This is a genomic window from Cellulomonas uda, from assembly GCF_006538705.1.
GTDB classification, from domain to species: Bacteria; Actinomycetota; Actinomycetes; order Actinomycetales; family Cellulomonadaceae; genus Cellulomonas; species Cellulomonas uda.
Map to the genome: position 1 here is coordinate 51890 of NZ_BJLP01000009.1, position 24097 is coordinate 75986.

The window sequence follows — 24097 nt, forward strand, 5'->3', positions numbered from 1 at the left end:
CGCACCCGCGCAGGTGTGCTCCGGACGGGGTCGACGGCGGCACGTGGGCACGCCGAGGCTCACCCGCGCAGGCTCCGCACGCGCCACACGGTGGCGAGCGCGGGGTCACCGCTCGGGCGCGGGTCGACGCGGTCCAGCACGAACCCCTCGCGCTCGTAGAACGCGGCGGCGCGGCGGTTGGCGGCGACGTGCTCGACGAGCAGCCGGTCGACGTCCGCCGGGAGCCGGTCGACGAGCGCGGCGAGGAGCCGGGGGCCGAGCCGGCTCCCGCGCAGGTCCGGTGCGACGTAGAGCTTGTAGACCACGTGGTCGGGCCCGGCCCGGCCGTGCTGCGCCACGCCCACGACGCGACCGCCCTGCTCGGCGACGACGACGTCGCCGGCGGCGACCGCCGCCTGCACGTACGGCGGGTTCCACCAGCGTCGTACCTGCTCGTCGGCGGCCGCCACGCCGATCAGCGGCGCGTAGTGCGGCCGCACGTGCGCCTCGCCGAACGCGCAGACTCCCGCGACGTCGGCGTCGCGCGCGGCGCGGACCGCGACCTCGTCGCGCTGGGCGGGGCCCCTGGCGGCGGGGTCCGTGGCGGCGGAGCTCGGGGTGGCGGGGTCGTGCGCGGTCATCGTGCTCCCTCGGCCGGACGGGGGGACGGCGGCGGTCGTCGGGCACGGCGCGGTGGCAGGGTGGTGCCGTGGACCTCAACTGCGACCTGGGCGAAGGCTACGACGTGTGGGAGCCCGGCGTCGTGGGCGTCGACGAGGCGCTGCTGGGCGTCGTCACGAGCGCGAACCTGGCGTGCGGCGGGCACGCGGGTGACGAGCGCACGGTGGCGGCCGTCGCGCGCGTCGCGGCGTCGCGCGGGGTGGTGCTCGGCGCGCACGTCTCGTACGCGGACCGCGCGTCGTTCGGCCGGCGGTTCGTCGACGTCCCGCCCGACGAGCTCCGTGCACAGGTGGCGGCGCAGCTGGCGCTCGTCGTCGGGGTGGCTGCGGCGCAGGGCGCGCGGGTCGCGTACGTCAAGCCGCACGGGGCGTTGTACAACGCGCTGGTGCACCACGAGGCGCAGGCCGTGGCGGTGCTCGACGCGACGCGCGACCTCCCGGTGGTGGGGCTGCCCGGCGCGGCGGTGCTCGAGGCGGCGCGTCGGCGCGGGGTGCGGACGGTCACGGAGGCGTTCGCCGACCGCGGGTACCGCGCGGACGGCACGCTCGTGCCGCGTGGGCGGGAGGGTGCGCTCGTCACGGACGCGGCACAGGTCGCCGAGCGGGTCGTGCGGATCGCCACCCGGGGCGTGGTGCGCGCGGTCGAGGGCGTCGACGTCGCGCTCGACGTCGAGACGGTGTGCGTGCACTCGGACACGCCGGGTGCGCTCGCGCTCGCGCACCAGGTCCGTGCGGCGCTGACCGCCGCGGGTGTCGCGGTGCGGTCCTTCACGTGAGCGAGCAGGTGAGCGAGGTCGCGCCCGGCCCGGGTCCGACGCGCGTCGTGCGGTTCGGGGCGGCCGCGCTGCTCGTCGAGCTGGCGGACCTGGCCCACGTACGCCGCGCCGACGACGCGCTGCGCGCCGCGCGCCGGCACGACGAGCTGCTCGCGCTCGTCGAGGACCAGGTGCCGGCCGCCGAGTCCGTCCTGGTCCGCGTCCGGCCCGGCACGGACCTGCGCGCGGTCGCCGCGCGGGTGCGCGCGGTGCTGGCCGACGCGTCCCGGGCGGACGACGCGCCCGACGAGGGCCGGGTGCCCGGCTCGGCCGCGAGCGATGGTCCGGCGTCTGCGGGCGTCGCTCCGCCCGGCGCGCTCGTCGTGCTGCCGGTGACGTACGACGGGCCCGACCTGGCGGAGGTCGCGGAGCTGACGGGACGCACGGTCGAGGACGTGGTCGCGCGCCATACGGCGGTGACGTACACGGTCGCGTTCGGCGGTTTCATGCCGGGCTTCGCGTACCTCGTCGGGCTCGACCCGGTGCTGCACGTGCCGCGCCGCGCGACGCCGCGCGAGCGCGTGCCCGCGGGGGCGGTCGCGGTGGCGGACCGGTTCGCCGCGGTGTACCCGGCGGCGACGCCGGGCGGGTGGCGGCTGCTGGGCACGTGCGCGACGGTGCTGTTCGACGTGCACCGCGACGAGCCGGCGCTGCTCACCCCGGGCACGCCGGTGCGGTTCGAGGCGCGATGAGTCCCGCCGGTGGGCGCCGTGCCGCGCTCGAGGTCCTCGACCCCGGGCTGCTGACGCTCGTGCAGGACCGTGGGCGTCCGGGCTGGGCGCACGTGGGGGTGGGCCGGTCGGGCGCGGCGGACGCGGGTGCGCTGCGCGCCGCGAACCGTCGGGTCGGCAACGACGACGACGCGGCGGGGCTCGAGGTGCTGCTGGGCGGTCTGCGCGTGCGTGCGGTCGGTGACGTGCGCGTGTCCGTCGGCGGCGCGGTCGTGGACGTGCGGGTCGACGGGCGCCCGGTGGGCCCGGACCTGCTGCTGCGGGACGGTGCGGAGCTCGTGCTCGGCCGGCCCGAGCGGGGTCTGCGGACGTACGTGGCGGTGGGCGGCGGCGTGGCGGTGGAGCCCGTGCTGGGCTCGCGCGCGAGCGACCGGCTGGGCGGCCTCGGGCCGGCCCCGCTCGCCGCGGGCGACGTGCTGCCCGTGGGCGCCCCCGCGGGCGCGCTGAGCACCGACGGCACGGGCACGGGCGGCATGGCCACAGCCGGCACGGGCACGCCGGGCGCGCGCCCGCACGTGCGGCCCGACGAGGGCCCGGTGGTGCTCCGGGTCGAGCCCGGCCCGCACGCGCACTGGTTCGACCCGCGCTGGCCGGGGGTCCTGTGCGCGCCGGAGGGTTATGGCGTGCTGCCGGAGTCCGACCGTGTCGCGGTCCGGTTGGACGGGCCGCCGCTGGCCCGTGCGCGCGGCTTCGTCGGACGTGAGCTCGCCCCGGTCGGTCTGGTGCCGGGTGCGGTGCAGGTCCCACCCGACGGGCGTCCGGTGGTGTTCGGGGTGGACCACCCGGTGACGGGCGGGTACCCGGTGGTCGCGGTGCTGCACGCGGGGGACGTGGACGTGCTCGCGCAGGTGCGGCCGGGCGACGCGGTCCAGCTCGTGCTGCGTCTCGCGCTCTGACCCGGACGGCTCGACGCGCGGGGCCGGCGGCGACACGCCGAGGGCGTTCGGATGAATGTCCGCAGCGACACGCCGCGAGTTGGCGGCGGGTGCGCGCGCACCACCGGCCGGGTCGCCGCGGGGCGGGACCAACGTCCCAGTCGCGACGGGGCGGCGGTCATAGAAATGCCCACATCTTGTGAGCCGCGGACCAACGAACCACTACATCTGGTGATCGCGGCGAGATGCTGGAACCTGAACCCCAAGGAGCGCACACCATGCCCGAGCCCGCCGCCACGCCCGTCACCGTCGACGTCGCGTCCTCGATCGACGAGTACCTGGACCGCAGCGACTGGCGCGTCAACGCCAACGCCAACCAGGGCTACAGCCTCGGCGGCCTGATCCTGAACACCGCGGGCAAGGTCGTCGCGAACTACTGGCTCTCGGAGGTCTACCCGGCGCAGGTCGGGCAGGCGCACCGCGAGGGCGACCTGCACATCCACGACCTCGACATGCTGTCCGGCTACTGCGCCGGCTGGAGCCTGCGCACGCTCCTGCAGGAGGGCCTGGGCGGCATCCCGGGCAAGGTCGACGCGCGTCCCGCGAAGCACTTCTCGGCGGCGATCGGCCAGATCGTCAACTTCCTCGGCACGATGCAGAACGAGTGGGCGGGCGCGCAGGCGTTCTCGAGCTTCGACACGTACATGGCGCCGTACGTGCGCACCGACGAGCTGACGTACGAGCAGGTCAAGCAGGGCATCCAGGAGCTCGTCTACAACCTCAACGTGCCCAGCCGCTGGGGCACGCAGACGCCGTTCACCAACCTGACGTTCGACTGGGTGTGCCCGGACGACCTCAAGGACCAGGTGCCGATGGTCGGCGACGAGCCGTGCGACTTCACGTACGGCGACCTGCAGCCGGAGATGGACGTCATCAACCGCGCGTACATCGAGATCATGACGGAGGGCGACGCCACGGGCCGCGTGTTCACGTTCCCGATCCCGACGTACAACATCACGCAGGACTTCGACTGGCACAGCGCCAACGCGGACGCGCTGTTCACGATGACCGCGAAGTACGGCCTGCCGTACTTCCAGAACTTCATCAACTCGGAGATGAAGCCCGGGGACGTGCGGTCGATGTGCTGCCGCCTGCAGCTGGACCTGCGTGAGCTGCTCAAGCGCGGCAACGGGCTGTTCGGCTCGGCCGAGCAGACGGGCTCGATCGGTGTGGTCACGGTGAACTGCGCGCGCCTGGGGTACGTGTACCCGGGCGACGAGGCGGGGCTGCTGGTCCGGCTCGACGAGCTGCTGGACCTGGCCCGCACGAGCCTCGAGCTCAAGCGCGACGTGATCGGCCGGCTCATCGAGCAGGGCCTGTTCCCGTACACCAAGCGCTACCTGGCGAACCTCGACAACCACTTCTCGACGATCGGCGTCAACGGCCTCAACGAGATGATCCGCAACTTCTCGGGCGACGAGTACGACATCACCGACCCGCGCGGTCACCAGATGGCCGTGTGGCTGCTGGACCACGTGCGGCGCCGGATGGTCCAGTTCCAGGAGGAGACGGGCCACCTGTACAACCTCGAGGCGACGCCGGCCGAGGGCACGACGTACCGCTTCGCCAAGGAGGACCGGGCGCGCTTCCCCGGGATCCTGCAGGCGGGGACGGACGCCAACCCGTACTACACCAACTCCTCGCAGCTCCCGGTGGGCTTCACGGACGACCCGTTCGAGGCGCTCTCGCGGCAGGACGAGCTGCAGACGAAGTACACGGGCGGCACGGTGCTGCACCTGTACATGTCGGAGCGTCTGTCGACGCCGGACGCCGCACGCGAACTGGTCCGCCGCTCGCTGTCCCGGTTCCGGCTGCCGTACCTGACGGTGACGCCCACGTTCTCGATCTGCCCGAACCACGGGTACCTCGCGGGCGAGCACCTCGAGTGCCCGAAGTGCGCGGACGCCGGACGCATGCAGGAGTGCGAGGTGTGGACGCGCGTCATGGGCTACCACCGGCCCGTCTCGTCGTTCAACGTGGGCAAGAAGGGCGAGCACGCCGAGCGCACGCACTTCCGCGAGTCCGTGGCGGCGCTGGCGTGACCCTCTCGACCAGCGGGCAGCCGCCCCTCACGCTCGGGCTGCCGGGCGTGGGGGCGGCGTCCGCCGTCCCGGTCCCCTCGCGGGAGCGCCGCGCGACGTGCGCGGGGGACCTGGTGATCGCGGGTCTCACCCCGATGTCGTCGTGCGACTGGCCCGGGCGGCTCGTCGCGACGGTGTTCCTGCAGGGCTGCCCGTGGCGGTGCACGTACTGCCACAACCACGCGATCCTCGACCCGCGCGCGCCCGGCCAGGTGCCGTGGCGCGACGTGCGTGACCTGCTCGCCCGCCGTGCCGGCCTGCTCGACGCCGTCGTGTTCTCCGGCGGCGAGCCCACCCGGCAGCCCGCGCTCGCGGACGCGATGCGCGAGGTCCGCGCCGCGGGCTTCGGCGTCGGCCTGCACACCGGCGGCGCCTACCCGCGCCGGCTCGAGGCACTGCTGCCGCTGGTCGACTGGGTGGGCTTCGACGTGAAGGCGCCGCGGGACCTGTACCGCGCGGTCGTCCGCGCGGGCGGTGAGACCACCGCGGCGGACCAGGCGTTCGCGAGCCTGCGCCTGGTGCTGGACTCGGGCGTCGACGTGCAGGTCCGCACCACCGTGGACCCGACGGTGCTGTCCGACGACGACGTGCGCGGCCTGACCGCGACGCTGCACGCCCTGGGGGTGGGGGACCACGTCCTGCAGGAAGTGCGCCCGGACGGGACGACGAGCGAGTACCGCGCCGCGCTCGCGCGCGTCAGGGCACGCTGACCTGACGGGGCTCGCCGACGAGCACGGCCTGCCCGGGTGCGCCGGCGGTCGTCTCGCTCACGTCGGCCGCGACGACCGGCCACGCCTCGACCAGGCCGGTGGGCTCGTCGGCGTCGCACGCGACGAGGTGCACGGCCTGGTCGAGCTGGACCCACGTGTCGCTCGCCCCCTCGAGCCGGACCGTCCCGTCCTCGTCCGGCCACAGGTAGCCGACGACGACGCCGTGCTCGACGAGCGCGTACGTCACGGTCCGCGGGACCTGCGCCGTGACCCGCTGCCCGTCCCGCACCCCGACGGACACGGTGCTGGCGGGCGCGGCCTCGAGCGTGAGGCCCCGGGCCTCGGGCGGGGTGCCGAGCCGCACGGGCAGCCCGCAGTCGAACACGCTTGCCCACGGGGCCGGCCGGTCGGACGGCGAGGTGCCGGCGCCGGGCTCCGCGGTGCCGACGAACGCGGTGCTCGGCTGGGCCGTGGCGCGCGTCGCGTCCGGTCCGCTCGCACCGGGCGTCACGCGCGCGCCCCCGAGCCCGCCCACGTGCGACGCGCCGAACGTGACCGCGCCGACCGCACCCGCGGCCGCGATCGTCGTGCCGGCGCGGCGTGCCGCACGGCGGCGGCGCACGCGGGACGTGACCCGTCCGACGAGCGCGCCGTCGAGCGGGCCGCGGGCCGATCCCGCGGCGTCCGCCAGGTCGGTGAGCAGCTCGCCCAGCGGGTCGCCGGGTGCGTGCGCGGGGGTGTGGTGGGTGCGGCTCATCGGGTCCTCCTGGCGTGGACGGCGATCCGTTCGAGGATCGGCGGCTCGGGTGGTGCGTCGGACGCGGGCGACGCGTCCGACGCGGGTTCGAGGTGGGTGCGCAGCGCCGCGCGGCCGTCGGACAGGTAGCGCTTGACGGTCCCGGTCGACAGGCCCAGGACCTCGGCGATCTCGCCGACGGGCAGGTCCTCGACGTGGTGCAGGACGACGCACGCCCGCTCGCGCGGGGTGAGGGTCGCGAGCGCCTGCGCCAGCGCGAGGCGGTTGCCGACCACCAGCTCGGGTGGTGCGTGCGGGCCGTCCGGCGGGCTCGTCTCGCGTGACGCGGTCAGGTGCCGGATGGTCGCCCAGTGCCGCCGCCGGCGGAACCCGTCGACGAAGATCGTGTGCATCGCTCGTCGGACGTACGCCTCGGCGGAGCCGACCTCGTCCGCGCGCCGACGTCCCGAGAACACCTTGACCAGCGCGTCCTGCACCAGGTCCTCGGCGTCCCGCACGTCACCGGTCAGCAGGTACGCGTGCCCGAGCAGCGCGGGCCCGCGGTCGCGGACCAGCTCGTCCAGCACGCTCTGCCATGCCACGGCCCCGTCACCTCTCGTCGTCCGACCCTCTCACCCCACAGGACGGACGGGCGGTCGGGTCGGTTGGGGTCGGGTCGCAGATCGGCTAAACAGCGGGGCGTCCTGCGGCAGTCTCCTGGGTATGGACAGCGACGCGCTCACGCGACCACCGGTCGCGCCCGTGCACGACGAGGTCGCCCGGTTCCTCGCCGAGCACCGGCGGGCCCTCGTGCGCGTCGCGCTCGGCCTGACGCGCGAGCCCGCGGGTGCCGAGGACCTCGTGCAGGACACCGCGGTGCGGCTCCTGCGGCACTGGGACAAGGTGCGCACCGCGCGCAGCCCGTTCGCGTACGCGCGGACCATGCTGGTGCGGCTCTACCTCGACCAGGTGCGCGGCACCGAGGTGGAGGTCGTGGGGGCCCGGCGGCGTGAGCCCGTCGCGCCCGACGAGATCGCGCACCTCGAGTCGGTGGACGCCGCCGTGTCGATGATCGCCGGCCTGCCGCCCCGGGCCCGCGCGGTGCTCACCCTGAGGTACGTCGAGGACCTCGACGACCGCGCGATCGCCGAGGTGCTCGGCATCACGCGGTCCACCGTGCGCGTGACCGCGCACCACGCGCTGCGCCGGCTCTCGGTGACCGAGACCGCACGCCGCGGCCGGCAGGACCGTCCGGGACCGAGGGAGCCACGATGAGCATCACCGAGCACGAGCTCGCGGTCGCGTTCCGCGCGCGCGTCGACGACGAGGCGGACGCGCTGCTGAGCGCACACCCCGGGCCGCTCACGCTCCCGGTGCCCGAGCCGGACCCGGCGGGCGCCGCCCCTGCGGCGGACCTCGCGGGCCCGGTGCCCGTGCGCCCCCTGCCCGTGGGCCCCGTGCCTGTGCGCCCCGTGCGTGTGCGCCGCTCGGCGCCCGGCGCGCCCGGCCTCCCGGGGCTCACCGGTCCGTGGCGGGTGGTCGCGCTCGCGGCTGCGGCCGCGCTCGTCGTCGCGGGGGCGGCGGCGGTGCTCGTCGGCCGGTCGGGCGACGTCCGCCCTCAGCCGGCCGCGCCGGAGCCCGAGCCGACGTGGACGGTCGGCGCGTGGACCATGCACACCGACGGTGGCATGGAGGCGCTCCGGGTCGCGCACCTGCAGGTCGTCGACGGCTGCCTCGCGGTGGGCCCGCGCACGCTGCTCGTCGTCGACCCGAGCAGCTGGCTGTGGCAGGACGGCGTGCTGCTGCACCGCGGCACGGGCCGCACGTTCGAGCTGGGCGACACGTTCCTGCTCGGCGGCGGTGAGGCGCCCGCGGCGCAGTCCCGCGCGGCGCAGCGCGACGTGCCCGCGTCGTGCGCGGACTTCGACGGTGGACTGTGGTCCCCGAGCGACCCGCAGGCGGGCCCCGCGATCGTCGACGGCTCGGGCACGCTGCCGGTCGCGGCGCTCGACACGAGCGGGCTCCGCGTCGAGCCCGTCGACGGGCTGCCGGCCGGTCCCGCGGTCGAGGGGCGGCTCATGGTGGTCGACGGCTGCCTCGCCGTGGCCCCGGACGTGCTCCTCGGCGTGGACCACGGGTGGCTCTGGGACGGTGCGACCGGTGCGCTGACCTGGGTGCCGAGCGCGCAGAGCGAGCCGCTGCGCCTCGGCGACGCGGTGCGCCTCGAGGGGATGCGCGTGCCGGCCGCGCGGGTGCGTGCCGAGGGCGGCACGCTGCCCGCCTCGTGCGCGGGCTTCACGGGCGACGTGCTGCTCGCGACGGGGGCTCACCCGGCCGCCTCGGCCGGGTGAGCCCTCTGGGTGGACGTTCCCGTCGCCCTCACGCGTGCGGCGGACCGTGACGGTGCAGGTCCTGCCGCACGGCCTGCGGACCGGTCAGCGGACGACGACCCGCCACGGGCCCCCCGCGACGTCCCACGCCGAGGCCGGGTCCGGACCTCCCCCGGCGCGGTCCGGGATGACGTCCGTGACCGCCCACACCTCGTACTCGCCGGGGTCGAGCGCGGGCCCGGCGCTGCCGTCAGCCGAGCAGCCGAGCAGCCGCGCGCCCGCCTCGAGCCACAGGGACCCCCCGGGGTCGAGCGACACGACGTGCCCCACGGACTCGACCGCGTCGAGCCCGCCCACGACGCGGCCGTCCTGCACCACGACGAGCGTCGGTGTGCTCGCGGTCGCGTCGAGACGCTCGGGCCCGTCGTTCGTGAGCATGACCTGCACGACGAGCCGCTCACCGGCGCGCGCGGTCGTCGGGGCACCGGGTGCCGACAGGCGGGACGGTGCGGGGTTGGTCCGCGGGTCCGCGAGGTCCCGCAGCTCGTCGTCGCTCGCCCCGCACGTCGCCGGGCCGGTCGGTGCGGGAGGAGCGTCGTCGTCGGCCACCGTGACCGCGAGCGGCTCGCTCGTCGCGCGGGCGACCCACTCGGTCGTGGAGTCCCCCTGCGACCAGCCCAGCGTGCGGGTCGCGACGAGCTCGTAGTCACCCGGTGCGAGCTCGGCGGGCTCGCCGGTGGCGCACGAGACGAACGTCGAGTCGATCTCGGTGTCGAGCGGGAACGGCTGGGGCTGGACGTCGACCGCGACCTGCGTGGCCTGCTGCAGCGACATGTCCTGCCACCCGTCGAGCACCGCGACCACGGCGGCGTCCTGCACCAGCACGAGCGTGCCCGCGATCGTCCACCCCTTCGGCGCGCTGACCAGCGACGCCGTCGGTGCGTCCACGTCCACGCGCACGAGGCCCTGCCACGCGCCGCTCGGCCTGAGCACGGCGTCGGCCTCGAGGCTCGTGGTGACGCGCCAGAAGTCCCCGTCGTCCGTCGCCGCGTTCCCGCTCCCCGGACGGATGCCGTCACCCGCACGCAGACCGGCGAGGGTCCGGCGGCACTCGGCCGGCGCGTGCGCCGCGACCGACGCGTGCGCGGCGACCGGCGCGGGTGTCGTCCCCTCGCCGCGCAGCAGCGGCGGCACGGCGAGCGCGACGCCGCCGACGACGAGCGCGACGGCACCCGCCGCACCCGCCGTGCGCGCCCGCCGTCGGCGCCGCGCCCGCGTGCGGACCAGCTCCACGGGCACCTCGTACGCCAGTGCCTCGGGGGAGCGCTCCGCGTGCGGCAGCGCGTCGGCCAGGGGGTTGCGGTTCTCGTGCTCGGTCATGGCCGGGCCCTCCCAGGGGTCAGCGGCGCCGTCTCGTCCGTCCCGTCCGGGAGCGGGCCGAGCAGCGCCTCGAGCTTGTGACCGGCGGTCGACAGGTACCGCTTCACGGTGCCGTCGGCCAGGCCCATCCGGGCCGCGACCTGCGGGACCGTGAGGTCCTCGCACCAGCGCAGCACCGCTGCCGCGCGCTCCTGCGGCGCGAGGGCAGCGAGCGCGGAACGCACGTCCAGGCCCGCACCCACGGCGGTCGCCGGGTCGCGCGCGGGCTCGTCGTGCCGCCCCAGCAGGTGCCGCACCGCCGCCCACCGCGTCCGACGACGCGCGTCGTCGAGGAAGACGGACAGGATCGCGCGGCGCACGTACGCCTCGGCGTCGTCGGGCGAGAAGCCCGAGCGACGCCGCGCGAACGTGCGCACCAGGGCCTCCTGCACCAGGTCCTCGGCGGCGTGCCGGTCACCCGTCAGCAGGTGGGCGTAGCCGAACAGCGCCCGCCCGCGCTCGCGGGCCAGCACGGCCAGCAGGTCCTCGTCGCCCACGTGTCCTCGTCCGTCCGTCCGGTCACGAGTCCGGCGGTCGCCGTCCTCATCAGCCAGGACGACGAACCCGTGCGAACCGTTGTACCGGAGCGTGCACCCTCGCGGGGCCGACTCGTCGTACCGCGGCCCGACGCCGGGGACGAAGGTCTGTCGACTCCTGGTCATCCGTCCGTTACTGAGCGGTATGAGCCCGTGGCTAGACTGCGCGGGTCGCACGGCAACGGGGCCGGGCGCGCGCGGGCGTGCAGGGGGTGCGCCCGAGGTCCGAGGAGGGTGCATGGTCGAGCTCGGTTCCACGAGCCTGACGATCGTCGGGGTCATCGCGGGGCTCGCAGTCGCCTCGCTCGTCGTCGCGGCGGTGCTGCGGCGGCAGGTCCTGGCGGCCGGCGAGGGCACGGCGTCGATGCAGCAGATCGCCAAGGCGGTGCAGGAGGGTGCGTCCGCGTACCTCAACCGGCAGTTCCGCACGCTGGCGCTGTTCGCGGTCGTCGTGTGCGCGTTGCTGTTCCTGCTTCCGGGCGACGGGGGCGTCAAGCTCGGCCGGTCGCTGTTCTTCCTGGTGGGCGCCGCGTTCTCGGCGTCCATCGGCTTCCTGGGCATGTGGCTGGCCACGCGCGCGAACCTGCGCGTCGCGGCGGCCGCGTCGCTGCCCGGAGGCCGGGCCGAGGGTGCGCGCATCGCGTTCCGCACGGGCGGCGTCGTCGGCATGTCCGTGGTGGGCCTCGGCCTGCTCGGCGCCGCGACCGTCGTGCTGATCTACAAGGGTGACGCGCCCGCCGTGCTCGAGGGCTTCGGGTTCGGGGCCGCGCTGCTCGCGATGTTCATGCGCGTCGGCGGCGGCATCTTCACCAAGGCCGCGGACGTCGGCGCGGACCTCGTCGGGAAGGTCGAGCAGGGCATCCCCGAGGACGACCCGCGCAACGCCGCGACCATCGCGGACAACGTGGGCGACAACGTCGGCGACTGCGCCGGCATGGCGGCCGACCTGTTCGAGTCGTACGCCGTGACGCTCGTCGCCGCGCTCATCCTCGGCCGCGCCGCGTTCGGCGAGCAGGGCCTGGTCTTCCCGCTCATCGTCACCGCGGTCGGGGCGCTCGTCGCGGCGCTGGGCGTCGCCATCACGCGCGTGCGCGGCGCCGAGAGCGGGCTCACCGCCATCAACCGCGGGTTCTACGTGTCCGCCGTCGTGGGCGTGCTGCTCGCCGCGCTCGCCGCGTTCGTGTACCTGCCGTCCACGTTCGCGGAGTTCACCGACGGCACCGCGGGACTCACCGACCACGGCGGTGACCCGCGGCTGATCGCGACCGCGGCGGTGGCCATCGGCGTCGTCCTGGCCGGCGTCATCCTGTGGGTCACGGGCTACTTCACGGGCACGACGAGCAAGCCCACGCTGCACGTCGCCGAGACGACCCGCACGGGTGCGGCCACGGTCGTGCTGTCCGGCATCGGCGTCGGGTTCGAGTCCGCCGTCTACACCGCGGGCATCATCTGCGCGGCGATCTGCGGCGTGTTCCTCATCGCGGGCGGCAACGTCGCGCTGTCGCTGTTCCTCATCGCGCTCGCCGGGTGCGGCCTGCTCACGACCGTCGGCGTGATCGTCGCGATGGACACGTTCGGGCCGGTCTCGGACAACGCGCAGGGCATCGCCGAGATGTCGGGCGACGTCTCCGAGGAGGGCGCGCAGATCCTCACCGACCTCGACGCGGTCGGCAACACCACCAAGGCCGTCACCAAGGGCATCGCGATCGCCACCGCGGTGCTCGCCGCGACCGCCCTGTTCGGCTCGTACGCCGACGCCGTCGCCAGCAAGATCGCCGAGATCGGGAACGCGCCGGCCGACGACCTGGTCGCCGCGATGATGGACTACGACATCATCAGCCCGGTGACGCTCGTCGGCGTCATCCTCGGCGGTGCGACGGTGTTCCTGTTCTCGGGTCTCGCGATCGACGCCGTCACGCGCGCCGCCGGCGCGATCGTGTTCGAGGTGCGCCGCCAGTTCCGCGACTTCCCGGGCATCATGACCGGCGAGGTCCGGCCCGAGTACGGCAAGGTCGTCGACATCTGCACGCGCGACTCGCTGCGCGAGCTCGCCACGCCCGGGCTGCTCGCGGCGTTCGCGCCCATCGCGGTCGGGTTCGGCCTCGGCATCGGCCCGCTGGCGGGCTTCCTCGCGGGTGCGATCGGCAGCGGCGTGCTCATGGCCGTGTTCCTCGCGAACTCGGGCGGTGCGTGGGACAACGCGAAGAAGATCGTCGAGGACGGCCGCCACGGCGGCAAGAACTCCCCGGCGCACGCGGCGGCCGTCATCGGTGACACCGTCGGCGACCCGTTCAAGGACACCGCCGGCCCCGCGATCAACCCGCTCATCAAGGTCATGAACCTCGTGTCGGTGCTCATCGCACCCGCGATCGTCGTGGTCTCGTTCGGCGAGGACGCCAACACGGCGCTGCGTCTGTCGATCGCGGTCGTCGCGGCGCTCATCGCGTTCGGTGCGGTCATCGCGAGCCGCCTGCGGGCCGCGCGCGTGGACCGCGAGGGTGCGCTCGCGCACGCCCTCGAGGAGCCGGACGTCGTCACGGCCTCCTGACCCACCGGCTCACCGAACCGTTCCTCGACGAGCGCGGCACCCTCGGGTGCCGCGCTCGTCCCACGTCCCGGGGTGGACCCGGGTGCGGGACCGTCAGGGGTGCAGGAGCCAGGCGAGCTCGGAGGCGAGCAGCGCGCGGCGCGAGGGGGACGCCATGGAGCGGGCGTCGTGCCCGAGCGCGTCGTACAGCACCCGGCCCGCGCCCGGCACGGTCCACACCACCGGGTGCTCACCCGCGGTCCCGTGCGTCCCCGCCTCGTCGGCCGTCACGTCCGCGACGACCAGCACGTGGACGCCGGGGTCGACGGCGAGGTCGGCGTACCGCTCGTCGTCGGCGGTGACGGTGCGCAGGCTCCAGGTGACCGGGTGCTCGTCGTCGACGACGCGGAACGTCGTCGGCCCCTGGTCGGGGTGCCAGGACCGGCCGGGGACCCAGCGCCCGCCGATCGTCGCCGCCCACCGCGGGTCGTCCGCGAAGACGCACGCGGACGCGTGCAGCGCGAGCACGGCGGTGCCGCGCTCGACGAGCGCGTGACGCGCGTCGTGGAACGGCCGCCAGGCGGGTGAGTCCTCGTCGGGCTGCTGGCCGGGGTCACCGCTCGCGGCGACGACGAGCACGTCCGGCAGCCACGGCTCGCCGTCCGGACCGGGCTGCTGCGCGAGGTCGTCGAACGTCGACGGCCGGGTGCTGCGCACCCGCACCTCGTGCCCGATCGCCCGCGCGACCTGTGCGACCTCGTCGCCCTGTGCGGCGTGGTCGTGCCACGGGTCCGCGTACCGACCGGCTCCCACGAGCACCAGAACTCGTCCCACGCCCCCACCCAACCACGACGACCGCCGGGCGCCCACCGGCTGCGTCGGACGTCGAGCGGCCGGGACCCGCACCCCGCACCACCGACCCCGCGGTTGCTCCGGCTCCGGCGCCCGATACCCGGAGGAAGGGCGGGGTCGTCGAGGTGCGGGCGGGGCAGACGGGTCGAGGACCGGTCGGTCGGCGGTCAGGTCGAGGCGGGCAGGAGGAGGCCTTCCTCGACGAGACCCCGCACGGTCGGCAGGACGTCCGCCGCGACCGCGTCCGCGCCCACGTCGAGCAGCGCTCCGAGCGCGCCGACGAGCTGCCCGACCGTGAGCTCGCCGTCGCACGCGCCGACGAACCCCGCCGCGGCGGTCCCGACCTGCACCGTGCGGCCGAACCCGCCGCCCTGCCGGAGCAGGACGATGCGCGGGTCCACGTCGCCGGGCGTGAGGTAGCGCTCCTCGGTCACGTCCGCGGCGACGACGAGCCGCTCGCGGGCGAGCGCGTCGTCGTCGCGCGCGGCGAGCCAGTCGTGCGCGGCCAGTGCCGCGGCGACCGCGGGCCCGAGCGGCTGGCGGACCGTGCCGGTGACCTCCTCGAGGCGGCGCAGGCGTGGCCGGTCGTCGTCGGCGGGGCGCCGCAGGGTGACGACCCCGAACCCGACGGCCTCGACGTCGCGGCTTGCGAAGTCGTCGAGCCACGCGTCGTAGCGCGCGGTCCAGCCGGCCGGGTCGCGCTCGGGGGTCGTGCCGCCGTCGCGGATCCAGGTCTCGGCGTAGTGCGCGGGGTCGAGGAGCTCGCGCTGCACGACCCACCCGTCGAGCCCGGACTCGTCGACCCACGCCCCGACGCGCTCGTGCCACGCCTGGCCGCCGCGCACCTCCCAGTTGCCGAGGAGCTGGGCGACGCCGCCCGGCGCGAGCACGGCGCCGACCCCGGTGACGAGGTCGCGCACGAGGTCGTCGCCCGCGCGTCCGCCGTCGCGGTACTCGTACGCGGGGACGTCGGCGCGGCGGGGGGTGATGACGAACGGCGGGTTGCTCACGACGAGGTCGAACGCCTGCCCGGCGACGGGCTCGAGCATCGACCCCTCGCGCAGCGTGACCCGGTCCGGCCGGACGCCCGCGAGCGTCGCGTTGAACCGCGCGAACCCGAGCGCACGGGCCGAGATGTCGGTCGCGGTGACGTGCCGCACGTGCCGGGCGGCGTGCAGGGCCTGGACCCCGCACCCCGTACCGAGGTCGAGCGCACGGGCGCGCTCGTCGCGCACGGTGACCTGCGCGAGCGTCGTCGACGCTCCGCCCACCCCCAGCACGTGGTCGGTGCGCAGCGCGCCGCCGGTCGCGAGCTCGCCGAGGTCGGACGCGAGCCACCAGGTGGCGTCGCCGCGTCCGTCGGTGGCCGCGTAGGGGCGCAGGTCGACGAGCGCGCGCACCTCGTCGTCGGCGCCCGCTCCCGCCGCCGTGACGAGGCCGAGCCGCTGGGCGCCGTCCACCCCGAGGCGGGGGAGGGCGCGTGCGACGAGCGCGGCCGGTACCGCCGTGCCGAGCACGAACAGGCGCACGAGCGCCGCGACGCGTGCGTCGGCTCCGGTGGCCGCGGCCGTGGCACGCAGCGCGGGGACGGTCTCCTCGCGGTGCAGCGCGGCGGTCGCGACCGGTCCGAGCACCTCCTCGACGTGCTCGACGCCGTACCCGGCGTCCTCGAGGTCGGCTCTCAGCGCGTCGACGAGCCGCGGCTCGGTCTGGGGGACGTCCACGCCCCCATCCTCCCCGACGGCCGTGCGCCCGCCCGACGACCCCGCGGTTGCTCCGGCTCGCGGGCTCCTGAGCCGGAGGAAGCGCGGGCTCGGCGGGCTGGGGGGTGGGGGCGGGGCTCGGTAGGCTCACCGCGGTCCTCGCGGCGGCCGCGGCGGCCGACGACGGAGCGCGGACGGACCACGCAGCGGACCAGGCAGCGGACCAGGCAGCGGACCAGGCAGCGACGAGGAAGGTGGCGTCACCATGACCGAGCAGGAGCGCGGCGGGAGCACGCCCGCGGTGGCGGTGCTGGGCGGGGGCGTCATGGGCGAGGCCCTGGTGGCCGCGCTGCTGGCGGGCGGGTGGCCCGCCGACCGGGTCGAGGTGACCGAGCAGTCGCGTCAGCGCGGCGACGAGCTGGCGCAGCGGCACGAGGTGCGGACGGACGGGACCAACGCCGAGGCCGCCGCGCGCGCGGACGTCGTCCTGCTCGCGGTGAAGCCCGCCGTCGTCCCCGCCGTGCTCGACGAGGTCGCCGCGCACCTGACCGCGGGTGCGCTCGTCGTGAGCGTGGCCGCCGGGGTGCCGATCGCGGCGTACGAGGAGCGGCTGCCCGCCGGGACGCCGGTGGTGCGGGTGATGCCGAACACGCCTGCGGTCGTCGGCAAGGGGGCGAGCGCGATCGCCGCCGGGACGCACGCCTCCGACGAGCACCTCGCGCTCGTGGAGCGGGTGCTCGCGGCGACGGGGCTGGTCGTGCGCGTCGCGGAGAAGGACCTCGACGCGGTCACGGCGATCTCCGGCTCAGGTCCGGCCTACGCGTTCTACCTGATCGACGCGATGGCGGAGGCCGGCGTGCTGCTCGGCCTCACGCGTGACCTGGCGACGCGTCTGGCGGTCGCGACGGTCGAGGGCGCGGGCGCGCTCGCGGCCGGTGGCGAGCACCCTGCGGTGCTGCGCGAGCGGGTGTCGTCGCCGGGCGGGACGACCGTCGCGGCGGTCGCGGAGCTCGACGCGCACGCGGTGCGTGCCGGTGTGGTCGCGGCGGCGCGCGCCGCGTACGAGCGCTCGCGCGAGCTCGGCCGCGCCTGACCACGTCACCGCCACCTCGTCGGGCGGCCCCACCCGCGTGTCACCCTCCGGTCACGTCACCGTGGAGGGGCCGGTGGCCCTACGGTACGTAGGGGGCGATGCGCGGTACCTGGGGTACCCGCCGATCGCGGCGCGCGGCGTCGCACGAGGGAGCACACGGATGTCGACGGACTCGGGGAGCCGGCCGCCTGCCATGAGCGACGTGGCGCTGGCCGCGGGCGTCTCGCACCAGACGGTGTCACGGGTCCTCAACGGGCACCCGAGCGTGCGCCCGGAGACGCGGGACCGCGTCCAGGCCGCGATCGCGTCGCTGGGTTACCGGCGCAACAGCGCGGCGCGTGCGCTCGTGACGCGTCGCTCGGACACGCTCGGGGTGGTGACGCCGGCCTCGGCGCTGTACGGGCCGACGAGCACGCTCGTCGCGTTCGAGCAGGCGGCGCGTGAGGCCGGCTGGTACGTCTCGGTCGCGACGATGCGCCGGTTCACCGCGGAGTCCATGCGCGGTGCGGTGGAGCACTTCCTCGACCACGGCGTCGACGCGCTGGTCGTGATCGCCCCCACGCGTGAGGTCGCGGCGGCCGTCTCGGGCCTCGACGTGCCCGTGCCGGTCGTGCTCATCTGCTCCGCGCTCGAGCTGCGCGAGACCGAGGGTGTGCTGTCGGTCGGCGTCGACCAGCGGCTGGGCGCGCGGCTCGCGACGCGGCACCTGCTCGCGCGCGGGCACACGGAGGTGCTGCACGTGGCCGGCCCGCAGGACTGGTTCGACGCGCAGGACCGGCTCGCGGGCTGGCGTGAGGAGTGCGCGGCGGCGGGCGTCGTGGTGCGCGAGCCGATCGTCGCGGGCTGGTCCGCGGACGCGGGGTACGACGTGGGCCGTGAGCTCGCCGCGCGCGGGCGGGTCCCGGAGTCGATCTTCGCCGCGAACGACCAGCTCGCGCTGGGTCTCGAGCACGCGTTCTGGGACGCGGGGATCCGCGTGGGGCAGGACGTCGCGCTGGTCGGGTTCGACGACGAGGTCGGCTCGGCGCACTACCTGCCGCCGCTGACGACCGTGCGGCAGGACTTCGTGCGGCTCGGTACGCTCGCGATCGAGGTGCTGCGGGGTGCGCTGGGCAGCAGCGAGCGGCGCGGTGCGCCGCGGTTGGTGCCGCCGGAGATCGTCGTGCGGCGCAGCTCGGGCGTGTAGCTCCGGCACCAGCCCGGCCCCGGGGCCCGCAGTCCGCTGCCGGTTCGGGCCCGTCCGTACGCGTTCCTGGACGCCGGGCGGGTCAAATGGTGTACCTCCACCGGTGTGAGCGTTAACATCTAGGGGTCGCCCTGCGGGGGGATGTGGACAGGGACGTGCGAAGGGGCGCGATGACCGAGAACGTGACGCCGCAGGGCGTCGACCAGGAGGCGCGAGCCGCGCGGATCCGGGACGACATCGTCGCCGGCCGCACGGCGCTCGGGATCGAGCTCGGCTCGACGCGCATCAAGGCGTGCCTCGTCGGGCCCGACTGCGCGCCCGTCGCGACCGGCGCGCACGAGTGGGAGAACCAGCTCGTCGATCGCCGTTGGACGTACGCGCTCGAGGACGTGTGGGCCGGGCTGCAGGACGCGTACGCGTCGCTCGTCGCGGACGTCGAGCAGCGCTACGGCGTGCGCCCGACGACGTTCGGCGGGATCGGCGTCTCGGCGATGATGCACGGCTACCTCGCGTTCGACGCCTCCGACGAGCTGCTCGTCCCGTTCCGCACGTGGCGCAACACCAGCACCGGACCCGCCGCAGCCGAGCTGTCGGCCCTGTTCGGCCACAACATCCCGCTGCGCTGGTCGGTCGCGCACCTCTACCAGGCGGTCCTCGACGACGAGCCGCACGTGCCGGACGTCGCGTTCGTCACGACGCTCGCCGGCTACGTGCACTGGCGCCTCACGGGCGAGAAGGTGCTCGGCATCGGCGACGCGTCGGGCATGTTCCCGATCGACACGGCGACGCACGACTACGACGCCGCGATGCTCGCGTCCTTCGACACGCTCGTCGCCGACCGCCGCCCGGGCACCCGCCTCGTCGACCTGCTGCCCGCCGTCCGCGTCGCGGGCCAGGACGCGGGCCGGCTCACCGCCGCGGGCGCCGCGCTGCTCGACCCGACCGGCACGCTCGTCGCCGGCGCGCCGCTGTGCCCGCCCGAGGGCGACGCGGGCACCGGCATGGTCGCGACCAGCTCGGTGGCGCCGCGCACCGCGAACATCTCGGTCGGCACGTCGATCTTCGCGATGGTCGTGCTCGAGAAGCCGCTGTCGCAGGTGCACGACGAGCTGGACCTCGTGACCACGCCGTCCGGCGACCTCGTCGCGATGGTGCACTGCAACAACGGCGCGAGCGAGCTCGGCGAGTGGGCGCAGGTGTTCGGCCGGTTCGCGCAGGTGCTGGGCCACCCCTCGTCGCCCGACGACGTGTTCGGCGCCCTGCTGCGCGAGGCGCTCGACGGCGACGCCGACGGCGGCGGCCTGCTCGCCTACAACTACCTGTCCGGCGAGCCCGTCACGGGCCTGACCGAGGGCCGCCCGCTGTTCGTGCGCACCCCGGACAGCCGGCTCACGCTCGCGAACTTCATGCGCGCGCAGGTCTACGGCGCGTTCGGCACGCTCAGCCTGGGCATGCGCGTCCTCGCCGCCGAGGGCGTCGAGCTCGACGCGATGTACGCGCACGGCGGCCTGTTCCGCACCGCCGGCGTCGCGCAGCGGCTCCTCGCGGCCGCCGTGGACGCTCCCGTCGCGGTCGGCAGCGCCGCAGGGGAAGGTGGTGCCTGGGGGATCGCGGTCCTCGCCGCGTACCTGCAGCACGCCGCCGACCGTGACCTGGGCACGTACCTCGCGCAGGACGTGTTCGCAGACGCGCAGATCGACGTCGTCGAGCCCGACCCCGACGACGTGCGCGGGTTCGCCGCGTACCTCGAGCGGTACGAGGCCGGCCTCGCCGTCGAGCGCGCCGCCACCGACGCGATCTGACCCACGAGCCACCATGACCACCAGCACCACGCAGGAGCGCACCCCGATGACGAGGACCCTCGCCGACCACCCCGCGTCCGTCCAGGAGGACGTCGCGCGCACCCGCGAGGTCGTCGCCCGCCTGCACGCCGAGCTCCCGCGGTGGGGCCTCGTCGTGTGGACCGCGGGCAACGTCTCGCAGCGGGTCGTCGTCGACCCGGCGGGACCGAGCGAGCGCGACCTGCTCGTCATCAAGCCCTCGGGCGTCACGTACGACGAGCTGACCCCCGAGGCGATGGTCGTGTGCACGCTCGACGGCGAGCTCGTCGACGGCGACCGTGCACCCTCGTCGGACACCGCCGCCCACGCCTACGTCTACACCCACATGCCCGAGGTCGGCGGAGTCGTGCACACCCACTCGACGTACGCGACCGCGTGGGCCGCGCGCGCCGAGCCCGTGCCGTGCGTGCTGACGATGATGGCCGACGAGTTCGGCGGCGACATCCCGATCGGCCCGTTCGCGCTCATCGGCGACGACTCGATCGGCCGCGGCATCGTCGAGACCCTGCGCGGCTCGCGCAGTCCCGCGGTGCTCATGCGCAACCACGGCCCGTTCACGATCGGCCGCGACGCGAAGGCCGCCGTCAAGGCCGCCGTCATGGTCGAGGAGGTCGCGCGCACCGTGCACGTCTCACGCCAGCTCGGCGAGCCCCTGCCCATCGAGCAGCACCACGTCGACTCGCTGTACGCGAGGTACCAGAACGTCTACGGCCAGGGCAACGCCGCCACGGTCACCAAGGAGGAGCACGCGTGAGCAAGCCGTACGCCGACCGCGAGGTCTGGTTCTTCACCGGGAGCCAGGACCTGTACGGCGAGGAGACCCTGCGCCAGGTGGCCCAGCAGTCGCAGGAGGTCGCGCGCACGCTCGACGCCAGCCCTGACGTGCCCGTGACGATCGTCTGGAAGCCCGTCCTCAAGGACTCCGACTCGATCCGCCGGGCGATGCTCGACGCGAACAGTGACGACCGTGTCCTCGGTGTCATCACCTGGATGCACACGTTCAGCCCGGCCAAGATGTGGATCCACGGCCTGTCCGTGCTCGACAAGCCGCTGCTGCACCTGCACACCCAGGCGAACGTCGAGCTGCCGTGGGACTCCATCGACTTCGACTTCATGAACCTCAACCAGGCCGCGCACGGCGACCGCGAGTACGCGTACATCGCGGCCCGCATGGGCGTCACCCGGACCACGGTGTCCGGGCACGTGAGCAACCCCGCGGTCGCGCGCCGCGTCGGCACGTGGGTGCGCGCCGCCGCGGGCCGCGCCGCCACGCAGTCGCTGCGCCTCGCGCGGTTCGGCGACAACATGCGCAACGTCGCCGTCACCGAGGGCGACAAGACCGAGGCCGAGGTGCGGTTCGGCGTCTCGGTGAACACCTGGGGCGTCAACGACCTGGTCGCCGCGGTCGCGCAGGTCGCCGACTCCGACGTGGACGTGCTCGTCAAGGAGTACGAGGAGCTGTACGACGTGGCGCCCGAGCTGCGGGCGGGCGGCGAGCGCCACGAGTCGCTGCGCTACGCCGCGCGTCAGGAGGTCGCGCTCGAGCAGCTCCTGTCGTCGCTGGGCGCCAAGGCCTTCACGACGAACTTCGAGGACCTCGGCGACCTGCGTCAGCTCCCGGGCCTCGCGGTCCAGCGCCTCATGGGCAAGGGTTACGGGTTCGGGGCCGAGGGCGACTGGAAGACCGCCGTGCTCGTGCGCGCGGCCAAGGTCATGGGTGCCGGGCTGCCCGGCGGTGCGTCGCTCATGGAGGACTACACCTACGACCTCACGCCGGGCGACGAGCTGATCCTCGGCGCGCACATGCTCGAGATCTGCCCGTCCCTCACCACCGCCACCCCGCGCGTCGAGATCCACCCGCTGGGCATCGGGGGCAAGGAGGACCCGGTCCGCATGGTGTTCGACGCGGACCCGGGCGTCGGCGTCGTCGTCGCGCTGTCCGACATGCGCGAGCGGTTCCGCCTCACCGCGAACGTCGTCGACGTGGTCCCGCCGCGCGCGTCGCTGCCGCACCTGCCCGTCGCGCGCGCCGTGTGGAAGCCGCGTCCGGACTTCACGACGAGCACCGAGGCATGGTTGACGGCCGGCGGCGCGCACCACACCGTGCTGTCGACCGCGGTCGGTGTCGAGGCGTTCGAGATCTTCGCGGACCTGTCGTCGGCGGAGCTGCTCGTGATCGACGAGAGCACCACCCGGCGCGGCTTCCGCGACCAGGTGCGCTGGAACCAGGCGTACCACCGCCTGGCCCAGGGTTTCTGACCCCACCAGCTCGCCCGGGGGTCGTCCCGGGCGTACCGACGAGGCCCCGACCACCACGGTCGGGGCCTCGCTGTCTCCCCCCCACCCGCCACCCCGCCCAAGCGCCCCACGCCACCCACGCGCCCCACCCCACCCACCCCAACCACCCACCCACCCCACCCACCCGCCCCACCCCCCCCGCGGTCGAGTGCGGTCGTCGGTGCTCGAGTGCGCACGCCGGGCGTCCGCACTCGAGCCGGAGCGTGCGCACTCGGCGGAGGGGGAGCGGGCGGTGCGGGGCGCGGGTGGCGGGTGCCGGGTGTGGAGTGCGGGGTGTGGGGGTGGGAGGGCGTACCGTCGGCGTGGTGGCGGCGGCGGAGGTGGTCAAGTCGGTCGCGGTCGCGGTGGTGCGGAGTGGGGGAGCGGGCGTGGCGCGGGTCGGTCACAGCTCGGTAACAGATCGTTCGAAGCCTGGCCCGTCGGACGTGTGAGCGTTAACATCGTCAAGTGAACGCTCACATCGGGACGGATCGCGACGGTGCGACCGGCCGGTGAGGCCACACAGACGTGCTGGGCACGACTGGTTTCTCGAGGAGGAGAAAGCATGGTCAGCAAGAAGTTCCGGGCACGCGGCATCGCCGCGACCGTGGCCGTTCTCTCGCTCGGTCTGGCTGCCTGCAGCAGCGGCGGCGACGGCGACGGTGACGGCGACACGGGTGCGAAGGGCGGCGACGGCGACCTGATCAAGGTCGGCTTCTCGCAGCTGGGCGCCGAGTCGGGCTGGCGGACGGCCAACACGGAGTCGGTCAAGGCCTCGCTCACCAAGGAGAACGGGATCGACCTGACGTTCTCCGACGCGCAGCAGAAGCAGGAGAACCAGATCAAGGCCCTGCGCGACTTCATCGACCAGGGCGTCGACGTCATCGCGTTCTCGCCGGTCGTCGAGACCGGCTGGGACGAGGTCCTGCAGGAGATCAAGGACGCCGAGATCCCGGTCGTGCTCGTGGACCGCACGGTCGACACCACGGTCGAGGACCCGTACGTCACCTGGATCGGCGCGGACTTCCACTCGGAGGGCGTGAAGGCCGGCGAGTGGGTCAAGGAGAACTACCCCGACGCCAAGATCTTCGAGATGCAGGGCACGCTCGGCTCGGGTGCGCAGGTCGACCGTGAGGCCGGCTTCGACGAGACGGTCGGCGCGGACAAGATCATCGGCAAGGCGTCGGGCAACTTCACGCGCGCCGAGGGCAAGGCCGCGATGGAGGCCGCGCTGCAGGCGTACCCCGACATGAACCTGCTCTTCGCGCACAACGACGACATGGGCCTGGGTGCGATCGAGGCGATCGAGAACGCCGGCAAGGTCCCGGGCAAGGACATCGTCATCGTCACGGTCGACGGTGTGCGCGACGGCCTGCAGGCGCTCGTCGACAAGAAGTTCAACTTCGTCGTCGAGTGCAACCCGGTGTTCGGCGACCAGATCGTCGACGCGATCAAGAAGGTCCACGCCGGTGACGACGTCCCGAAGGAGACCATCGTCGTCGACAAGACGTTCGACCAGAGCATCACGCAGGACGAGGTCGACGCGCGCCTGTACTGAGGCGAGCAGCACGACCGAGCCGCCGACGCCGGCTCGAGGCACGGGCCCGGACCGCTGACGCGGGCCGCGTGCCGGTGACACCACCACAGCCGTGCGGCGGGGCCCCCC

General features: G+C 74.9%; 21 protein-coding genes. 14 read left to right on the forward strand and 7 right to left on the reverse strand.

The features are described 5' to 3' along the window. Positions 1–59: 59 nt before the first annotated feature. On the reverse strand, positions 60–620 hold the full coding sequence (locus tag CUD01_RS04105) for a GNAT family N-acetyltransferase (RefSeq protein ID WP_141318940.1): 561 nt from the start codon (positions 618–620) through the stop codon (positions 60–62). A gap of 68 nt (positions 621–688) precedes the next feature. On the opposite strand from CUD01_RS04105, the gene CUD01_RS04110 reads away from it, so the two are divergent. The 5 genes from CUD01_RS04110 (at position 689) to CUD01_RS04130 (ending at position 5931) form a co-directional block, all read left to right on the forward strand. Beyond that, entirely contained in the window at positions 689–1435 is a 747-nt protein-coding gene (locus CUD01_RS04110) for a LamB/YcsF family protein (RefSeq protein ID WP_141318980.1), read from the forward strand. Continuing rightward, on the forward strand, positions 1432–2166 hold the full coding sequence (locus CUD01_RS04115; protein WP_244937649.1) for a 5-oxoprolinase subunit B family protein: 735 nt from the start codon (positions 1432–1434) through the stop codon (positions 2164–2166). The genes CUD01_RS04110 and CUD01_RS04115 overlap by 4 nt, the downstream gene beginning before the upstream one ends. After that, entirely contained in the window at positions 2163–3101 is a 939-nt protein-coding gene (locus CUD01_RS04120) for a 5-oxoprolinase subunit C family protein (protein ID WP_141318942.1), read from the forward strand. Before CUD01_RS04115 ends, CUD01_RS04120 begins: the two co-directional genes overlap by 4 nt. Positions 3102–3358: 257 nt before the next feature. Continuing rightward, on the forward strand, positions 3359–5182 hold the full coding sequence (locus CUD01_RS04125; RefSeq protein WP_094180858.1) for a ribonucleoside triphosphate reductase: 1824 nt from the start codon (positions 3359–3361) through the stop codon (positions 5180–5182). After that, positions 5179–5931 carry an anaerobic ribonucleoside-triphosphate reductase activating protein gene (locus CUD01_RS04130; protein WP_141318944.1) on the forward strand — a complete coding sequence of 251 codons (753 nt, stop codon included), beginning with the start codon at positions 5179–5181 and terminating at the stop codon, positions 5929–5931. Before CUD01_RS04125 ends, CUD01_RS04130 begins: the two co-directional genes overlap by 4 nt. Here CUD01_RS04130 and CUD01_RS04135 read toward each other — a convergent pair. Next, positions 5918–6688: a hypothetical protein gene (locus CUD01_RS04135; RefSeq protein ID WP_141318946.1), complete on the reverse strand. Its 771-nt coding sequence runs from the start codon at positions 6686–6688 to the stop codon at positions 5918–5920. The two genes, CUD01_RS04130 and CUD01_RS04135, sit on opposite strands and share 14 nt — an antisense overlap. Continuing rightward, complete coding sequence (locus tag CUD01_RS04140) at positions 6685–7269, reverse strand: RNA polymerase sigma factor (RefSeq protein WP_141318948.1); 585 nt, start codon at positions 7267–7269, stop codon at positions 6685–6687. Before CUD01_RS04140 ends, CUD01_RS04135 begins: the two co-directional genes overlap by 4 nt. A gap of 121 nt (positions 7270–7390) precedes the next feature. Between CUD01_RS04140 and CUD01_RS04145 the strand changes: the two genes are divergently transcribed. Both CUD01_RS04145 and CUD01_RS16420 read left to right on the forward strand, forming a co-directional pair. Then, positions 7391–7942: an RNA polymerase sigma factor gene (locus CUD01_RS04145; protein WP_141318950.1), complete on the forward strand. Its 552-nt coding sequence runs from the start codon at positions 7391–7393 to the stop codon at positions 7940–7942. Then, a complete protein-coding gene (locus CUD01_RS16420) occupies positions 7939–9018 on the forward strand; it encodes a hypothetical protein (RefSeq protein ID WP_166772187.1) in 1080 nt (359 codons plus the stop codon). The genes CUD01_RS04145 and CUD01_RS16420 overlap by 4 nt, the downstream gene beginning before the upstream one ends. A gap of 84 nt (positions 9019–9102) precedes the next feature. Here the strand turns inward: CUD01_RS16420 and CUD01_RS04155 are convergent, their stop codons facing one another. Together CUD01_RS04155 and CUD01_RS04160 are read right to left on the reverse strand one after the other, a co-directional pair. Then, entirely contained in the window at positions 9103–10377 is a 1275-nt protein-coding gene (locus CUD01_RS04155) for a hypothetical protein (RefSeq protein ID WP_141318952.1), read from the reverse strand. Continuing rightward, positions 10374–10913 carry a sigma-70 family RNA polymerase sigma factor gene (locus tag CUD01_RS04160; RefSeq protein ID WP_141318954.1) on the reverse strand — a complete coding sequence of 180 codons (540 nt, stop codon included), beginning with the start codon at positions 10911–10913 and terminating at the stop codon, positions 10374–10376. The genes CUD01_RS04155 and CUD01_RS04160 overlap by 4 nt, the downstream gene beginning before the upstream one ends. Before the next feature lie 277 nt (positions 10914–11190). Between CUD01_RS04160 and CUD01_RS04165 the strand changes: the two genes are divergently transcribed. Beyond that, on the forward strand, positions 11191–13500 hold the full coding sequence (locus tag CUD01_RS04165) for a sodium-translocating pyrophosphatase (protein ID WP_141318956.1): 2310 nt from the start codon (positions 11191–11193) through the stop codon (positions 13498–13500). 93 nt (positions 13501–13593) lie between these two features. On the opposite strand, the gene CUD01_RS04170 is transcribed toward CUD01_RS04165, so the two are convergent. Together CUD01_RS04170 and CUD01_RS04175 are read right to left on the reverse strand one after the other, a co-directional pair. Further along, the gene (locus tag CUD01_RS04170) at positions 13594–14313 is read right to left on the reverse strand and encodes a ThuA domain-containing protein (RefSeq protein WP_141318958.1); all 720 of its coding nucleotides are present in this window, start codon (positions 14311–14313) and stop codon (positions 13594–13596) included. A 185-nt stretch (positions 14314–14498) separates the two neighbouring features. Continuing rightward, positions 14499–16055 carry a DUF7059 domain-containing protein gene (locus tag CUD01_RS04175; RefSeq protein ID WP_141318960.1) on the reverse strand — a complete coding sequence of 519 codons (1557 nt, stop codon included), beginning with the start codon at positions 16053–16055 and terminating at the stop codon, positions 14499–14501. A gap of 244 nt (positions 16056–16299) precedes the next feature. On the opposite strand from CUD01_RS04175, the gene proC reads away from it, so the two are divergent. The 6 genes from proC (at position 16300) to CUD01_RS04205 (ending at position 23989) form a co-directional block, all read left to right on the forward strand. Then, the gene (gene proC, locus CUD01_RS04180) at positions 16300–17127 is read left to right on the forward strand and encodes a pyrroline-5-carboxylate reductase (protein WP_141318962.1); all 828 of its coding nucleotides are present in this window, start codon (positions 16300–16302) and stop codon (positions 17125–17127) included. Between the two features lie 193 nt (positions 17128–17320). Continuing rightward, positions 17321–18313, forward strand: coding sequence for a LacI family DNA-binding transcriptional regulator (locus CUD01_RS04185; RefSeq protein ID WP_243861267.1), 993 nt, complete (start codon positions 17321–17323; stop codon positions 18311–18313). Positions 18314–18483: 170 nt separating this feature from the next. Next, positions 18484–20115 carry a xylulokinase gene (locus tag CUD01_RS04190; protein ID WP_141318965.1) on the forward strand — a complete coding sequence of 544 codons (1632 nt, stop codon included), beginning with the start codon at positions 18484–18486 and terminating at the stop codon, positions 20113–20115. 46 nt (positions 20116–20161) lie between these two features. Beyond that, complete coding sequence (locus CUD01_RS04195; protein WP_094182311.1) at positions 20162–20908, forward strand: L-ribulose-5-phosphate 4-epimerase; 747 nt, start codon at positions 20162–20164, stop codon at positions 20906–20908. After that, a complete protein-coding gene (araA, locus tag CUD01_RS04200) occupies positions 20905–22413 on the forward strand; it encodes an L-arabinose isomerase (RefSeq protein WP_094180843.1) in 1509 nt (502 codons plus the stop codon). Before CUD01_RS04195 ends, araA begins: the two co-directional genes overlap by 4 nt. 583 nt (positions 22414–22996) lie before the next feature. Continuing rightward, a complete protein-coding gene (locus CUD01_RS04205) occupies positions 22997–23989 on the forward strand; it encodes an ABC transporter substrate-binding protein (RefSeq protein WP_141318967.1) in 993 nt (330 codons plus the stop codon). Positions 23990–24097 lie beyond the last annotated feature (108 nt).

What these genes read in the sequence shown, in the direction of transcription:
- CUD01_RS04105 (WP_141318940.1), bottom strand. Translation starts at nt 620, where the DNA reads ATGACCGCGCACGACCCCGCCACCCCGAGCTCCGCCGCCACGGACCCC.
- CUD01_RS04120 (WP_141318942.1), top strand. Translation starts at nt 2,163, where the DNA reads ATGAGTCCCGCCGGTGGGCGCCGTGCCGCGCTCGAGGTCCTCGACCCC.
- CUD01_RS04125 (WP_094180858.1), top strand. Translation starts at nt 3,359, where the DNA reads ATGCCCGAGCCCGCCGCCACGCCCGTCACCGTCGACGTCGCGTCCTCG.
- CUD01_RS04135 (WP_141318946.1), bottom strand. Translation starts at nt 6,688, where the DNA reads ATGAGCCGCACCCACCACACCCCCGCGCACGCACCCGGCGACCCGCTG.
- CUD01_RS04145 (WP_141318950.1), top strand. Translation starts at nt 7,391, where the DNA reads ATGGACAGCGACGCGCTCACGCGACCACCGGTCGCGCCCGTGCACGAC.
- CUD01_RS16420 (WP_166772187.1), top strand. Translation starts at nt 7,939, where the DNA reads ATGAGCATCACCGAGCACGAGCTCGCGGTCGCGTTCCGCGCGCGCGTC.
- CUD01_RS04155 (WP_141318952.1), bottom strand. Translation starts at nt 10,377, where the DNA reads ATGACCGAGCACGAGAACCGCAACCCCCTGGCCGACGCGCTGCCGCAC.
- CUD01_RS04165 (WP_141318956.1), top strand. Translation starts at nt 11,191, where the DNA reads ATGGTCGAGCTCGGTTCCACGAGCCTGACGATCGTCGGGGTCATCGCG.
- proC (WP_141318962.1), top strand. Translation starts at nt 16,300, where the DNA reads ATGACCGAGCAGGAGCGCGGCGGGAGCACGCCCGCGGTGGCGGTGCTG.
- CUD01_RS04185 (WP_243861267.1), top strand. Translation starts at nt 17,321, where the DNA reads ATGAGCGACGTGGCGCTGGCCGCGGGCGTCTCGCACCAGACGGTGTCA.
- CUD01_RS04190 (WP_141318965.1), top strand. Translation starts at nt 18,484, where the DNA reads ATGACCGAGAACGTGACGCCGCAGGGCGTCGACCAGGAGGCGCGAGCC.
- CUD01_RS04195 (WP_094182311.1), top strand. Translation starts at nt 20,162, where the DNA reads ATGACGAGGACCCTCGCCGACCACCCCGCGTCCGTCCAGGAGGACGTC.
- CUD01_RS04205 (WP_141318967.1), top strand. Translation starts at nt 22,997, where the DNA reads ATGGTCAGCAAGAAGTTCCGGGCACGCGGCATCGCCGCGACCGTGGCC.